This is a genomic window from Corynebacterium sp. HMSC074C01 (assembly GCF_001814605.1).
In the GTDB taxonomy this organism is placed as follows: domain Bacteria; phylum Actinomycetota; class Actinomycetes; order Mycobacteriales; family Mycobacteriaceae; genus Corynebacterium.
In genome coordinates this window covers 24,322-39,263 of the sequence record NZ_KV817260.1, presented here as the reverse complement: position 1 = coordinate 39,263, position 14,942 = coordinate 24,322, and the positions used below count along the sequence as shown (strand labels likewise).

The window sequence follows — 14,942 nt, the reverse complement described above, 5'->3', positions numbered from 1 at the left end:
TAGCACGAGGGACCTAGCCCTCCCCGCAGCCGTTTTCCACGAGGCGCTGCGCCACGTGCGTTAGCACGTCCAGTCCAGCCACGCAGTCTTCCTCCGTGGTGAACTCCTTTTCGTTGTGTGAGATGCCGTCGACGGACGGGACGAAGAGCATGACCGTCGGCACCACCTCCTTGAGGTTGGTCGAATCATGGCCGGCCACCGTGTAGATCTCCTGGTGCGAGTAGCCCAGCTCCTCCACGACCTCGCGGGCCAGCGCCACACCGGCTGCCGGGTAGGGGTTGAGCGCCCACTCGTGCGTTGGGGATAGCTCGACTGAGGTGCGAGACTCCTCCTCTGCTTCAGTGATAATTTCCTGCAGGCGCGCCTGTGCCTTGTCCAGCACCTGAGTGGAGGGCGAGCGCACGTCCACGTTGAAGCGCACCTCGCGGGCGATGGTCACCGGCGAGTTCGGCTCCAGTGTTAGCTGCGAGACCGAAGCCTGCAACTGGCCTTCGGCAAATTCGTGGGTCAGGCGCTCTACTGAAGCAATGATGAGGGAGGCACCGAAGAGCGCATCCTTCCTATCGGCCATCAGCGTGGAGCCGGTATGGCCCTGTTCACCGGAGACCACCGCCTGGAATTTCTTCGCGCCCCACGTGGCGGTGACCAGACCAATCGTGTTGCCGGCGGCTTCCAGCTCCTTTCCTTGCTCGACGTGGATCTCCGCATAGGCCGCGAGCTTCGGGGCTTCACCGCGCGGGGCCCAACCGGCTTCCTCCTGGGCCTGCGCGACGGTGATGCCGGCAAGGTCGGTGGCGGAGAGGGCGCGGTCAAGCGCCAGCGTTCCCACAAACACGGAACTGCCCATCATGGAGGGCGCAAAACGCGAGCCCTCCTCATTGAACCAATTGATGACCGCCAGGTTATAGCGCGCCTTGACCCCGGCCTGCGCCACGCGCCCGGCCGCATGGGCTGCCGCCAGCACGCCATAGGCGCCGTCGAAGCGGCCGGCCAATGGCTGCGAATCCAGGTGCGAGCCCAGGCCCACGTACTCGGCGCCGGGGGCGAGCTCGAAGAGCCCGTACTGGTTCCCAATCTCGTCGTAGATGACGCGCGCCCCGAGGGACTCTAGAACCTCGTGGAACCAAGCGCGGTTGAGGTTATCGCCGGCACTTGCTGCTTGGCGTTCCACGCCGCCCCCCGGAGTGGCGCCGTTGGCGGACATGGCCTGGAAATCGGCCAGAAATTGTTCGTTGGTGGTTGCTCGCATTACTACTCCTTAAAAGCTTCCGTAGCGCAGCTCGCCGCCCACGATGGTGGCGGCCACGTCGATGGTGGAAAGGTCATCAGTCTGCAGCGGGTCCTGGGAAAGCAGCACGAAATCCGCCAGCTGCCCCGGCATCACCTGCCCCTTGCGTCCGGCCCAGCCCGTCGCCGCGGCCGAACCTGCGGTGTAGGCGTAGAGAGCTTCAGCTGGGGTCAGACGGTCCTTGGGCCCATAGTCACGGCCCGAGGCGGTGCGCCGCTCCACGAAGGCCTGCATGACCTCGAGCGGCACGCCGGGCGCCACGGGTTGATCGGAGCTGCCGGGGAGGATGAGGGAGGCGTCGAGAAGCCGCTTGCCCGGGTAGCTCCACGCGGTGCGCTCCGGGCCGAGGGCATCCGCCATCGCGTCGCCGAAGGCCTTGATGAACAGCGGCTGTGGCACCACCACGATGGGCTTGCCGCGCAGGCGCTCGATCTGGTCTGGGCGCACCACGCCGCCGTGTTCGATGCGGTGCGGCATGGCGGGCACGCCATGCTTGGCGACGGCCTCCTCTAGCGTCTCTATCGCAAAATCCACCGCCGCATCACCAATGGCATGGATGGCCAGTGACCAGCCAGAATTCGCTGCCTGCAGCGCGCGGGTACGCATCTGTTCTGGGTCGCCCTGGAAGTAGCCGTGATGGGAGCAGCAGGCGTAATTCTCGCTCAGCGCGGCGGTGGTCCCCAGCAGGGAGCCATCGCTGAAGATCTTGACGGGGCCGACCTGCAGCCACTCGTCGCCGAATCCGGTGCGCAGGCCGCCGTCGAGACCCCAACCGGGGCCGTCGGAGGCGTGTCCGGGAATCTCGTGGAGCACATCCATAGTCACCATCACTTGCATGCGGGTATGCAGGGTGGCGTTCTGGTAGGCGGCAATCTCGCGCGGGCTGTGCCCGATCCAGCCGCCGGCCACCCCGGCATCCGTGACGGAGGTTAGACCGCGCTCGAGATAGCGGCGCGTTGCCAGTTCCAAGGCACGGCCGATTTCCTCCCCGGATTCCGGCAGGGTCACCTCCTGGATGGCGCGCATGGCGTTTTCATCGAGCAGCCCGGTGCAGTGCCCGTCGGCATCGCGGACGAACTCGCCGCCGTCTACCTCGGGCGGGTTGGCGGGGTCAACGCCCGCCGCGCGCAGGGCCGCGGTGTTGACCGTGTAGGCGTGGCCGGAGTTGTGCTTGATCAACAGCGGAGCACCGCCGGTCACGCGGTCAAGCTCTGCGATCTTCACCGGGGCATCGAGCCCGGAGGGCCGGAATCCTGCGGCCACCACCCAGCCATCGGGGTTGGGCTCGGCCTCGTGCAAGGCGGAATAGACCTCATCAGGAGTTGTGACCTGGGATAGGTCGACTTCCAACAGCGTCTGGCCGAACCACACGGTGTGGGAATGCACATCATTAAAGCCAGGGGTGAGCGTGCGCCCACCGGCATCCCATGTCTGCTCAGCAGGCAGGGCGCGGGCGTCCTCTCCCACTGCCAGGATGCGGCCGTTGGCAAAGGCCACCGCATCCGTGACCGGCCGCGCGGGATCTTGGGTCAGGATGTGGGCGTTGTCGATGCGCGTGATCATGCGTCCTCCTGAGTTCTCATGCTTCTCCGACAAATTGCACGCGGCGCGCGCTGTGTTTGCTCCCACATGCTAGACGCAACAGTGACACACTTCTCCACATTGAGGGCAATTCACCAAAGGTCGCCGTGTAGCGTTGTGCATATGCACGAGAAACGCTGGCATGACATCGTCACGGAGGTCCATGGCACCATCCCCCGGCTGGTGGAGGATTTCCTCGCGGCCTTTACTCGCTCGGGGCGCTATGGCGACTCGCTGGTGAGCGAGGACGAGCTGCGCCTGACCGCTTTCGAGGTTTTTGCGCGTATCACCGACGTGCTGGTCGGCGCGATGGATGAGGAAGAGCTGCGCACCCACGCGCAGAGCCTGGGTCGGCGGCGCGCACACCAGGGCGTGGAACTAGCAACGCTGATCGACGCCATCCAGCTCGACTTCACAGTCCTCTGGGAGCATCTACGCCGGGCCGCCGGTGCGGACCAGGACGTGCTCATCGACCACGTGACCCAGCTGCATTCCGTTGTGACGATGTACAACCTGGTGGTGCGTGATGCCTATCGCCTAGAAGAGGCGCGCGGGCAGCACGACGTGCACCGCGCCCACGCCCGACATTTGGAACGGCTCTTTGCTGCCGAATCACTGGGCACGCTCGGCATTGCGGAAATCACCCGCGCGCTCAACGTGGACAAGGACTGCCGCTTCGACGTTGTGGTGGCCCACCCCACCGCGGCGGTGGAGTTGCGCGCGCTTCTCGACGACCCCATCTCCTCCGGCGAGGCCTTCGGCCACGGTGTGCGCGGGATGTTTGTGGCCTTCTGGCCCAAGGAGCAATGCTCCAGCGAGCATTCCGCCGGACTCCCAACCACAGAACTAACAGAGATCCCCGGAGTCCTCTTCCAGGACGTCATCGGCCTAGCCGGAGTTCGCGCGTCGGCGCAGCAAGCGCCGCGCATCTTTGACGCCACCGGCCCGCTGGACCACTTAACCGAAGCACCCGACGCACTCTGGGCCGTCGCCGGGGATGCTATCGCTGACTTCAGCGCCAGCGGCATTACGGAGCTCACGCAAACAATCACCGAGCTACGTCTTAATAACGCGCCGCTCTACCGAACCATCACCACCTACCTGGATTGTGGGTCCATCAAGGACTCCGCCGAAGCGCTGCACTGCCACCGCAATACGGTGCTCAACCGCCTTCGACAAGTCACGGAGCTCACCGGCCTTGATATCACTCGCCCAAAGGACGCCGCGCGAGTATTGCTGGCGCTACACCGCACAAACCGATAGCACTTGTGCACAGACACAACCGTTGCCGTTGCGTCGTGGGTCGATGCATAGAAATACCTCCAGATCATTTACTCGCGGGTGATGTGCGCCTAATGTCCCATAAAAAGGTAATGCACTTCACATAAGGAGTACCTCGATATGACTACCCATGCACCGCCGGCCTCTTCGGCCGAATCCGGCGCCGAGGAAATCAAGGTCGAGTCAAAGGACGTCTTCCGCATCGCCAGTTCCGCATTCGTCGGCACTGCCCTTGAATGGTATGACTTCTTCCTCTTCGGCACCGCCGCCGCGCTCGTCTTCAACGATCTCTTCTTCTCGGGAATGTCAGGCACCGGCGCCACCCTGGCCTCCTTCGCCACCTTCGGCGTGGGCTTCCTTGCCCGCCCGCTCGGCGCGGTCATTTTCGGCCAAATCGGCGATAAGATGGGCCGCCGACCAGCCCTCATCATCTCCATCGTTGTCATCGGTGTGGCCACCGGAATCATCGGCCTTCTGCCCACCTTTAACAGCATTGGCATTTGGGCGCCCATCGCTCTCGTCATCCTGCGCCTGCTTCAAGGAGTCGCCGTTGGCGGCGAATGGGGCGGTGCAACGACCATGGCTATCGAACACGCACCGGCTGAAAAGCGCGGCCGCTACGCGGCCTTCGTGCAGATCGGCTCCCCCGCCGGCACACTGCTCTCCTCCGGCGCCTTCGCGCTTGTGCTCATGCTTGATGATGACGCGGTGAACTCCTGGGGCTGGCGTGTTCCCTTCCTCATCGCTTTCCCCTTCCTTGGAGTAGCACTGTGGATTCGCACAAAGGCTGAAGAATCTCCTGTCTACAAAGCCCTCGAAGAGGAAGCAGAAGCCGACGAGGCTGCGCACCAAGGATCACTGAAGGAACTTTTCACGCAGCACTTCCCACAACTGTGCCTTGCTTCCGCAGCGGCCTTCCTCGGCATTGGTGGCTTCTTCGTCATGAGCACCTATGTCCTCTCCTACGCCACAACCACGCTGGACTTCGAACGCCAGACCGTCGTGAACGCCACCCTCCTCGGCGCTGTGTGCCAGATCTTCATCAACATCATCTTCGGACGCATCGGTGAAAAGATTGGCCCGGGTCGTGTTATCGGATACGGCGCGCTTGCCACCGCCATCATGGCGTGGCCGCTGTGGGCGATGATCGATACCGGCAATGCCGTTCTCCTCACGCTTGCCGTCTGTATTGGGCTGTCCCTGGTCACCATCACCTATTCCGTGTCAGGCGTCCTACTCTCAGAGGTCTTCCCCGCCAACGTCCGCTATTCCGGCGTGGCCATCTCCGCCAATATCGCGTCAGCAGTATCGGGGCTGCTCCCCTTCTTTGCCACCGCGTTGAACGCTTCCAACGAGACCCCCAGTTCCACACCGGGAATCATCATCCTGGCCGCGACCGCCCTCATCACAGCCTTCGGCGGCTTCGCTGGCGAGAAACACCGCCGAGAAGACGACGTCGCCATCGTCGACTAATCCGAAACGGTTCATAAGAAAAACAAATTGGGACACGGCACCTCAGCCCACTAAGCTCAGGTGCCGTGTCGCATGATCTCTCCGCCTCCACACTGAACGCTCGCGCCCGGCGCATTGTCGCCTGGGTAGCCGCGCTGAACCTCCTCGGATTCTTCGGCGAGTTCATCATCGCCTGCATCATTGGCTCAGCCTCGCTCTTCGCTGATGCCGCCGACTTCCTCGAGGACTTCCTCATCAATGCGCTCGTGTTGTTAGCGCTGCGTTGGTCGGTGGAGGGGCGTCGCAAAGCAAGCTATGGGCTAGCCGGGCTCATCCTGATCCCCGCGGTGGCGTCCTATGGCATGGCGATTTGGAAGATCATCAACGGCGCTGTCCCTGAACCACTCACGCTATCGGGTACGGCCGTGGCCGCCATGCTCATCAATCTGCTCTGCGCAGTGCTGTTGCTGCAGCTTCGCCACGGCAGCGCACTCACACGCGGGGCATGGTTGGCTGCACGCAACGATGTCGCCGCCAATATCCTCATCCTTGGCGCTGGCCTGCTCATGCTGGCATGGGCAAGTCCATGGCCGGATATCGTCGTCGGCCTCATCATCGGCACCATCAACTTGCGCGCAGCGGCGGAGGTCTTCGAACAGGCACGTTCAGAGGACCCAGAAATCGAAGAAGACTAACCCGGCCTTTATAAGAAACCTTTAAGCCTGCGTCGCGTCGCCGCGCGCCCATTCCCCCGCCCCCTGGTGGCCAGAATTACCCACTGACACCCCACCCAACAACCCCTATACGCCCCTATATGGGGTCATTCTTTAGTTTGTGAACGAACGGTCAAAGAGACGTTTTCGCAGAATACGGTCTAATTGGACAAAACCAAGGTCTTCGCAAATTTCTTAGCAAAATGTTCACCCTAGGGTCACCCAATCGACATTTACTTTCATTGGCAAAAATATGGACAATTCTAAGGGTGCGTGATCCTGAAAAGCGTCTTATCGTTGCAACACGTCACGCACTGGGCACTACAGCTCACCTACAGCGCCACCACAGTGCGTCACCACATTGCCCCATAATTTTTCATCCAGGAGAACAATAATGACCAAGCGTCGTCGCTCCGCCGGCCTTATCGCTGGCCTCGCGATTGCGGGCTCCGCCCTCATCGCACCGGCTGCATCCGCAGCAACCCACACCGAGTCCTACCCGGAGACCCCGGCCGTGAACGCCAAGCTGCCGATCGTTCACACCACCCACGGCTCCGACCACAAGAAGGCCAACGTGCTCAACCCGCGCCCGGTCTGCAACCCGTGGGAGGACCACCGCACCGTGGTGTACAAGGTGACCGATAACTTCATGCCGGCCGGCACCATCTCCACCACCAACCAGACCAAGAAGGACATCCCGCTGCAGCAGGACCTGTCCAAGTCCCAGTCCATCTCCCTGTCCGTCAACGGTGACCGCACTGAGACCACCTCCATGAACGCAGGCGGCAAGGGCTCCGGCAAGAACTCCGAGGGCTCCTTCGGCATCTCCCACGAGATCGCCACCAAGCTCGGCGCTTCTGCGTCCTACTCCCTGTCCTGGGAGGCTGGCCAGTCCATCGGCCCATACGATGTTCCGCCGAACCACACCGGTGAGGCCACCTACGGCTTCCGCGTTCTGAACATGACCGGCACCCAGCAGTACTGCAAGCCGAACGGCACCTGGTCCACCCCGACCTTCTGGTCCGCAATGCAGCCGATGAAGAACGAGGTTCGCGTCAAGCTCTACGACGACATCGCTGATTCCTACGCTCCGAACAAGGACGCTCAGAACACCACCGACGTCAACGATCCGAAGGTTGTTGAGGAGGAGAAGTCCCCGGAGGCTGACGCTGAGGTCATCAAGGACAACGAGGTCGCTCCGGAGGAGAAGGCCGTGTCCGAGGCTGAGGGCAATAAGGAAGAGGAAGCCGACAAGAAGGTCCAGGAGGACGTCGAGAACGGCAAGACCGATGAGGCTAAGCAGAAGCTGGACCTGAAGCCCGTTCTGACCACCTCCGGCGCTAAGCACGCAGGTTTCGCTGGCACCGTTGCTCTCCGCCTGGAGAACGTCGGCACCGAGCGCTACTACGGCGACTTCCCGGCTGTTCAGTACCGCGTTGACGTCAAGACCGCCGAGGGCCCGAAGGGCGTTGACCGCCTCATCACCCCGCGTTCCTCCAACGGCGCGCACATCCGCGACCTGGGCTTCGACGAGAAGACCTCCACCCGCTCCTTCGAGGTCACCCTGGCCAACCCGATTAACGCTGGCGAGTCCGCTCGCGTTGCCAACCTGGACTTCGGCGACGGCAACACCAAGGAAGGCCGCCTGAAGAACTACATCGAGGTCACCCAGATTTCCCGCCTCGACGGTGACAAGTCCACCGACAACGACCAGAACGTTGACTCCCGCGAGATCACCGTGAAGGACACCGGCAAGAAGGCTGAGGGCCTGTTCTAAGCAACACCCCTCGCCCACTGCAGAGAGTGCACAGCCCGCCGGTGCTTCATCCGGCAATGAGAGAGTGAGAGGACCCCGACCGCCACGCGCGGTCGGGGTTTCTTTATGCCCAGAGACTCTTTCACGAGGCTCTCATAACGCAGACGGCATTTCGCGGTACACAATTAGTTGGCTATTGTGAACAAATGCATTTCTCTCGCACCGCACTCGCGGTCCTTCTTTCTGTGGGGCTGGTCCTTTCCCCCACTCACACGCAGCCGGCACACGCACAAACACCGGATACGATGAGCAGCGATATCGCCAACATCGATCAACACTCCAGTGCCCTCGATCCCATAGCACTGGGCCCACTAGCCCCAGTACTCTTTGCCGACAATATCGTCGCTGCCTGGGGGCAGTTGCTTCAGCAATTGAGAATCCCGACGGTAGCACCGGACGCTACGCGCCCACCGGCGACCACCGCACCGGCACAACTGCGCGAGCTGCGACATATCCAAGACAACGTGTGGGAACTTAAGGCCTATTCACCGGCCATGGACCGCGTCATCACCAACGACATCATTCTTCCTCCGGGAGGATTAGACAATACTCAGCCTCGCCCGACCTATTACCTCCTGGGCGGCGCTGGTGGAGGCGAGGACGCACTGTGGTGGGACGGTGGAGGAGCTTCCGAGTTCTTCCGCGACAAGCACGTGAATGTCGTATCACCCCGCGGTGCTTATGGCTCGATGATGTCCGACTGGTCGCAGCCCCATGACACCCACGGAAAATACAAGTGGGCTACCTACCTGACCAAGGAGCTCCCGCAGCTTATCGACGCCGAGTTTCACGGCAACGGCCGCGACGGCATCGCGGGCGTGAGCAACTCGGGTGGCCCAGCCCTGGAGCTCGCCACATATGATCCGCGCTTTAAGGTGGCTGGTTCCTTCTCCGGCTGCCCTTCGACCACAGGTATCCTTGCGCAGTCTTTCGCATGGGTAAGCGCGGCTTTCTACGGTACGGACCCAGCGCGTTCTTTCGGCGCACCATGGGATCCGGCATGGGCACAGCATTCGCCGGTTCTCAATCTCGAACAACAAAAGGGGCGGAAGACCTTTGTCATCGTCTCCCGCGGTGGCCCAGCAGACTTTGACGTCGATATTGAGGACTCACCACTCCCAGCCTTGGGCCTCAACGAACGCTTGGATTACTGGTGCAGTTCCTTTTACGCCAAGCGAGCCACCGCCGCTGGCGTTGATCTTGACTACTACGAGCTTCCGGCCGGGCGCCACACGTGGGGGCTGTTCCGCCGGGAGCTAGCCATCAGTTGGGCCACGGTGGGCCCGGCACTCGGAGTGAACTAGCACCGGCGATCCCGCACACAACTGAAGCGTGTGAGCTCTAGATCACCACGCAGCGCACACGTAAAATCAGCATTCATGAATGTCATGGATACTTGGGAGCCCACGCTGGGCACCGGACCTCTACTTGGAATTGCGGTGGCGGCCATTGCCGTCATCCTCATCCTCGTCATCCACTTCAAGGTGCACGCCTTCGTCACCCTTGTCACGGTCTCCGCGCTCACCGCTTTGGCAGCGGGAATCCCGCTGGATGGCGTGGTTCCCACCATGACGAGCGGCTTCGGTTCGACCCTCGGTTCCGTGGCCTTGTTGGTGGGCCTGGGCGCCATGATCGGGCGCTTGGCAGAGACCTCCGGTGGCGCCAAAACGCTTGCCGACGCCCTCGTGAAACTCTTCGGCGAAAACAAAGCGCCCCTGGCGTTGGGCGTGGCTTCCCTCATTATGGGCTTCCCAATCTTCTTCGACGCAGGCCTCATGGTGATGCTGCCGGTCATCTTTGCCGTTGCCAGGCGCTTGGATGGCCCAGTCCTGGCCTATGGCATTCCCGCGGCCGGTGCTTTCTCCGTCATGCACGTCTTCGTGCCACCTCACCCAGGCCCCGTCGCAGCAGGTGAGTTCTTCAGCGCGAACATCGGCCTGATCCTTATCTTCGGTCTCCTCGTGGCTTTGCCCACGTGGTATCTCTCCGGCTACCGCTTCGGGCTCCACCTGGGCAAGAAGTACCCCTACCGTCTTGAGGAGGCCATAACCGGCGCGCTGGTCAGCGATGCCGAATTGCCGGATCGCCCCGCCTCCCCGGCTTCAGTAATCAGTATCCTACTCATCCCTATGGTCCTCATCTTCGGCAATACCGGGTTGAGCACGCTGGGAACGGCTGGCGTTGTCGATCCTTCTGCTACATGGGTGCGCTTCCTCATCTTCCTGGGGCAAACGCCGATCGCGCTCATCATCACCGCGCTTGCAGCGATGGCCGTGCTGGGGTTGCGCCGCGGGGAAGACAAGAGCGTCATTGAGAAAACCATGGAGTCCTCGCTCGGACCGATTTGTTCCGTCATCCTCATCACCGGTGCCGGCGGCATGTTCGGCGGGGTGCTGCGTACCAGCGGCATTGGTGATGCGCTCGCGGATTCTATGTCCAACCTCGGTGTCCCCGTTATCTTGGCCTGCTACCTCATCGCGGTAGCCCTGCGCCTGGCACAAGGCTCAGCCACCGTTGCGCTCACCACTGCCGCCGCGCTCATGGCACCCGCCGTCGAAGCTGGTGGCTTCAGCGAAATCCAGCTGGTCCTCATCACACTGGCCACCGCGGCTGGCTCCGTCTTTGGTAGCCACGTCAATGACTCGGGCTTCTGGCTCGTCGGCCGGCTCATGGGCATGGATGTGTCGACCACGCTGCGAACGTGGACTGTAAACCAGGCGCTCATTTCCTCTATTGGCTTCGGCATTGTCCTTATCTTCTACGGTGCCGCCGCGCTGCTTTAGCTAGCTCTGAAGGTACTTTGCCGCCGCGGCGGCCAGCTCCTCCGGCCTAGCGCTGACATCGAGCACTACTCCTGCTTCCTCTGGGCGCAGTTCCTCCAGCGTTTCGAACTGCGAATCAAGCAGGGATACAGGCATAAAGTGCCCAGAACGCTTACTCATGCGTTCTTTGAGCAGATCATAAGAGCCGTGCAGGTGCACGAAAACCGTATCTGGCGCTGCGGCCCGAATGAGTTCACGGTAGGAATGCTTGAGCGCGGAGCAGCCGACGATGGCTCCATCTTCTTGGTCCGCGAGGAAGCGCCCGATGGATTCGAGCCAGGGTTTCCGGTCATCGTCGTCAAGCGCCTGCCCCGAGGCCATCTTCTCGATGTTCGCCGCCGGGTGCATGTCATCCCCGTCCTGAAAGGGGAGGCCGGTGTGCTGCGCCAGCAACTCCCCGACCGTAGACTTGCCGCAGCTTGAGACTCCCATGATCACGACATGTTTGCGCATCATTCCTCCTTCACACGCCACCAGATTTTAGGCGCTATGCACTACGTGACAGAGCACGGCTGAACACAGTTCGGCTTAGCCCAGTGGCCCGTAGCCAAAGTCGCCACGCTGGACCTCACCGCGGGATTGTGGGTCGAAGGTCGCACACAGGGCAGCCGCGACGTAGCGCACGCCGCCCGCCGGCGAGGAGGAGCCGACGCGCTCGGCGCAGTTCTGGAGTGTCGGCATGCCGATGCTCTGCCCCGGCTGCGTCATGGAGAAGAAGGAGGCGGCCATCATGGTGTTGCCGTCGGCACGCACATACTCCGAGGAGCCCTTGATGGCTTGCCAGGCAACTGCCCCGACGGGATCGGTGCGGAATTGATCCCGCTCGGTCTGGGTCAGCTCGGCGTTGGCGGCGGGTACGGTCAGTGTGGTGATGAACAGCGCTGCGGTTGCAGCGAGGAGTGGAAACTTTTTCATAGGAACACTCTATCCCCATACCACAGGATTGTCTCGGCATTAACCAGACGGCTTAGCTGATGGCCTTGCGCAACTGCCGAATCTCCGCAGGGCCAACGCGGCAACAGCCGCCCAGCACGTTGACTCCTGCGGCGCGAAGTTTCAACGCCGCTTCGGGCAAGCTCATTTCGCTAGCCGGAGCAGGCTGCCAGTCGTGGGCACTAAAATCCCAGACCTCACCACTGTTGGGGCAGGCCAGAAGCGGCTTATCGATAGCACCGCGCACGTGCGCCACCACCCCGCATGCCTGCGATGGGTTGACGCAATTTACGCCCAAGGCTCCCAGACGGGGTGACTGGTTGGCCAGCTCAATAACCTGCGAGAGCTTCGCCAGGCCCGCCGCGATGGCGCCGGTAATGCTTAGTGCAAAAGGCTTAGGCTGTGCTTCAAGGAGTTCGAGCAGTGCTGCGGCCTCCTCGACGTTGGGAATGGTTTCCGCAAGAAGGAAGTCGGCATCAGTATCCGCGAGTACCGCTACCCTGCGGGCATGCCAGCGCTGCAGCTCATCACGGCGCAGATCATAAGCGCCGTCATAGTCCGTCCCCTTCCCCGGACCGGCACCATAAGGACCGATGGATGCGGCGACAAGCAGTTCACCGTGGGCAGCGCGCTTGTCGACGGCCACTTGCGCCGCCCCACGAGCCACTCCGACGCTGCGACGCAGAAGCTTCTCCGCTTCTTCACCAAGCACATCAAAGGTGACTTGGTAGGAGGCCGTGGTGGCCACCTGAGCGCCGGCGGCGAAGAAGTCCACGTGCGCAGACTCAATGAGCGCGGGGTTCTCCCGCAACACCCGCGCCGACCACAGCGGGCCTGCGATGTCATGCCCCTGGGCTGCAAGGTGGGTTCCGAGGCCACCATCTAAGAGCAGCGGCCCATCAAAGAGTGCCATGGCGCATCAGCCTAGCAACGATTCAGCAACCACCAGGCACCGTCAGGATAGCCCGCCTTAATGGTTCGATTGATTTTCTTAATCCTCAATCTCCACTACAAAGCACACACAGCCCTTCTGCCTGCTCTTCGCCGCGCTTGCCGACGCCTCCTCCGCCAACACCTCCCCACAGATGGATAAATGCAAACTATATTTTGCGCGAAGCAATATAAACGCACAGACAAGCTTAAAACCACTGGTCAAACGGATTTTCCACCCGATTAGGAGCTTTAATTTTAGGTGAAAGTACCGCTCGGTACGCGGCCACAATGCCGCCACTTAGCCCCTGAAGTAGAAAAAGGTGCCCAGCCATGTTCCGCCTTTCATTCGGGCATAAAGCCACAAAGATCGTCGCCCCGATTGCTGCCGCCGCAGCACTCTTCGCCGGCTCCCTCAACGTTCCTGCTCAGGCCGTAAGTTCCTTCGGCTCTTCCACGCCAGCCGCGTTCATCAACGCCATGCCCTCCGCTGCCGGCCCGGCAGCTCCAGCTCCCCGCGCATCCGCCAGTGTGCAAGGCATTATTAAGCAAACCAATGCCCAACGCGTGGGCAATGGCCTCGCACCGCTGCGTGTTGACCCGAATCTGACCAACTTGGCACAAGATTGGGCCAACACCTTGAGCCGCGATGGCAAGACCCGTCACCGCCCGAACTACTGGACCCACTACCCCGCCGGCCTGCCAGCCGGTGGTGAGAATGTTCTCCAGGCATGGAGCGACTACTCCGATGCCCGCGTTGTTCAGCTGTGGATGGACTCCCCTGGCCACCGCACGAACCTGCTCGATCCCCGCGCCAAGTCCGTGGGCATCGGCATGGCCGTCGGTGCTGATAGCAAGCTGTATGCTGTGCAGAATTTTGGGCGGTAGGATTCGTACACTCCGCCACTAAAAGGAAGGACCAAACCGCAGACAGGTTTTAACTCTAAGGAAGCTTCAGGAGTTCTAGAAAATAAAGTCAGAAAATGCTGCAGCAAGAACTGCCGCTTCCTAGGTTGTACGGCCGCCCAGCATCGATCCCACAGGACTTTCTCCCTGAGCGTCACCACACATGGTCATTCTGCAGTTTCAGAGTCAAATCCAATCCACAAGTTCAAGCCGCAGTAGAGACGTCTTGGAGTGAGATTTCCAGAGAACTAACGCTTTTGATTTTGACCCAAAAGAAAAATAAGCGATATTTATATCACGACGTTCTCTCGTCTACAGCAGGAGCCGAAAAGCTCAGACTGACTATCTACCCGAGCGAAACCATCGCTACGCCTCATGTCACCACCGGCGGCCCTATTAGGCTTGGCAACGGGTGCCCTCTCCTTCGACAACCAATCACTGAATGATTCGATAAAACATGGCAAATGACAATTCAAACCCGTTCTACGTTCCCGCAGTTAGGAAGCAAAGCTTCCTCAAGAAACCGGTACCCCTTTGGTCATTGGGCGCCTCACTAATCGCAGGTCCACTTCTAACCTTCGGCGCCATCACACTCGCGGATACTGGAACGACCGACGCACGGGTAAACACCGGCGAGAATTCCTCGGCGGCTCCAGCCAACTTACACTCAACTGCACCAAGTTCGACTTTAACCGGACAGGATGATTCACCGTCTTCGACAGACGAAGGTCAAAACATTTTTTCAGTGGGAGAATTATCTACCAACCACGGGATCCGTCTAACAGTAGAGTCAGTTGAGATAGTCAGTGAGCTAGGGATAAAAAAGGAAGCTCGCGAGTACCTCACTGATTCAGAGGCTCTAACCCCAGATCACGACGGGGCTAAGTTTGTTCGGGTAAACGCTTCTATTACCAATGAGAGCGTCAAAGCCCTTCATTTGTCATGTGGCTTTGACGGCTTTACGGTGCTCATGAATAGCCAAGGACAAGAATATACAACTGTTAAAAATCTGTACCATCTCGCAGGGAACCCTGACTGTTCCGACTCAATCGCTCCCGGCTTCTCGGGGAAGGCATCGTATGCCTATGAAGTGCCGGACAACCACGAATTGGGATACTTTGTCTACGCAGATCCTTCAGTTTCAGGCGCTACCGACAATCCGACCCTTATTCGTTTGGGAGAATCCGTCTAGCGAACACTTTAGGTTCAGGTATCAGACA

The 14,942-nt window shown here is 60.9% G+C and carries 13 protein-coding genes; 8 read left to right on the top strand and 5 right to left on the bottom strand.

All coding sequences use genetic code 11. From position 1 onward, the window contains the following. Positions 1-13 precede the first annotated feature (13 nt). Together HMPREF2978_RS01845 and HMPREF2978_RS01840 are read right to left on the bottom strand one after the other, a co-directional pair. On the bottom strand, positions 14-1,249 hold the full coding sequence (locus HMPREF2978_RS01845; protein ID WP_070526376.1) for a M20 family metallo-hydrolase: 1,236 nt from the start codon (positions 1,247-1,249) through the stop codon (positions 14-16). 9 nt (positions 1,250-1,258) lie between these two features. Further along, entirely contained in the window at positions 1,259-2,851 is a 1,593-nt protein-coding gene (locus HMPREF2978_RS01840; RefSeq protein WP_070743819.1) for an amidohydrolase, read from the bottom strand. A gap of 141 nt (positions 2,852-2,992) precedes the next feature. On the opposite strand from HMPREF2978_RS01840, the gene HMPREF2978_RS01835 reads away from it, so the two are divergent. From HMPREF2978_RS01835 to HMPREF2978_RS01810, 6 genes are all read left to right on the top strand, one after another. Then, a complete protein-coding gene (locus HMPREF2978_RS01835; RefSeq protein WP_070526383.1) occupies positions 2,993-4,132 on the top strand; it encodes a helix-turn-helix domain-containing protein in 1,140 nt (379 codons plus the stop codon). A 138-nt stretch (positions 4,133-4,270) separates the two neighbouring features. After that, positions 4,271-5,623: an MFS transporter gene (locus HMPREF2978_RS01830; protein ID WP_070743817.1), complete on the top strand. Its 1,353-nt coding sequence runs from the start codon at positions 4,271-4,273 to the stop codon at positions 5,621-5,623. 65 nt (positions 5,624-5,688) lie between these two features. Further along, a complete protein-coding gene (locus HMPREF2978_RS01825) occupies positions 5,689-6,297 on the top strand; it encodes a cation efflux transmembrane domain-containing protein (protein ID WP_070743815.1) in 609 nt (202 codons plus the stop codon). Between the two features lie 412 nt (positions 6,298-6,709). Next, positions 6,710-8,092 carry a hypothetical protein gene (locus HMPREF2978_RS01820; protein WP_070743813.1) on the top strand — a complete coding sequence of 461 codons (1,383 nt, stop codon included), beginning with the start codon at positions 6,710-6,712 and terminating at the stop codon, positions 8,090-8,092. A gap of 185 nt (positions 8,093-8,277) precedes the next feature. Then, positions 8,278-9,435 (top strand): alpha/beta hydrolase, encoded by a 1,158-nt coding sequence (locus HMPREF2978_RS01815; protein WP_070526396.1) that lies wholly within the window; start codon positions 8,278-8,280, stop codon positions 9,433-9,435. 84 nt (positions 9,436-9,519) lie between these two features. Then, on the top strand, positions 9,520-10,914 hold the full coding sequence (locus tag HMPREF2978_RS01810) for a GntP family permease (protein ID WP_070526477.1): 1,395 nt from the start codon (positions 9,520-9,522) through the stop codon (positions 10,912-10,914). Here the strand turns inward: HMPREF2978_RS01810 and HMPREF2978_RS01805 are convergent, their stop codons facing one another. From HMPREF2978_RS01805 to mmuM, 3 genes are all read right to left on the bottom strand, one after another. Continuing rightward, complete coding sequence (locus HMPREF2978_RS01805) at positions 10,915-11,406, bottom strand: gluconokinase (protein ID WP_371326355.1); 492 nt, start codon at positions 11,404-11,406, stop codon at positions 10,915-10,917. A gap of 75 nt (positions 11,407-11,481) precedes the next feature. Then, positions 11,482-11,868 carry a hypothetical protein gene (locus HMPREF2978_RS01800; protein ID WP_070526402.1) on the bottom strand — a complete coding sequence of 129 codons (387 nt, stop codon included), beginning with the start codon at positions 11,866-11,868 and terminating at the stop codon, positions 11,482-11,484. 52 nt (positions 11,869-11,920) lie between these two features. Then, positions 11,921-12,799, bottom strand: a complete 879-nt coding sequence (mmuM, locus tag HMPREF2978_RS01795; RefSeq protein WP_070526405.1) for a homocysteine S-methyltransferase — start codon at positions 12,797-12,799, stop codon at positions 11,921-11,923. A 350-nt stretch (positions 12,800-13,149) separates the two neighbouring features. On the opposite strand from mmuM, the gene HMPREF2978_RS01785 reads away from it, so the two are divergent. Next, the gene (locus tag HMPREF2978_RS01785) at positions 13,150-13,704 is read left to right on the top strand and encodes a CAP domain-containing protein (RefSeq protein WP_070526412.1); all 555 of its coding nucleotides are present in this window, start codon (positions 13,150-13,152) and stop codon (positions 13,702-13,704) included. Between the two features lie 475 nt (positions 13,705-14,179). Continuing rightward, on the top strand, positions 14,180-14,914 hold the full coding sequence (locus HMPREF2978_RS12680) for a DUF4352 domain-containing protein (protein WP_083298977.1): 735 nt from the start codon (positions 14,180-14,182) through the stop codon (positions 14,912-14,914). Positions 14,915-14,942: the final 28 nt, after the last annotated feature.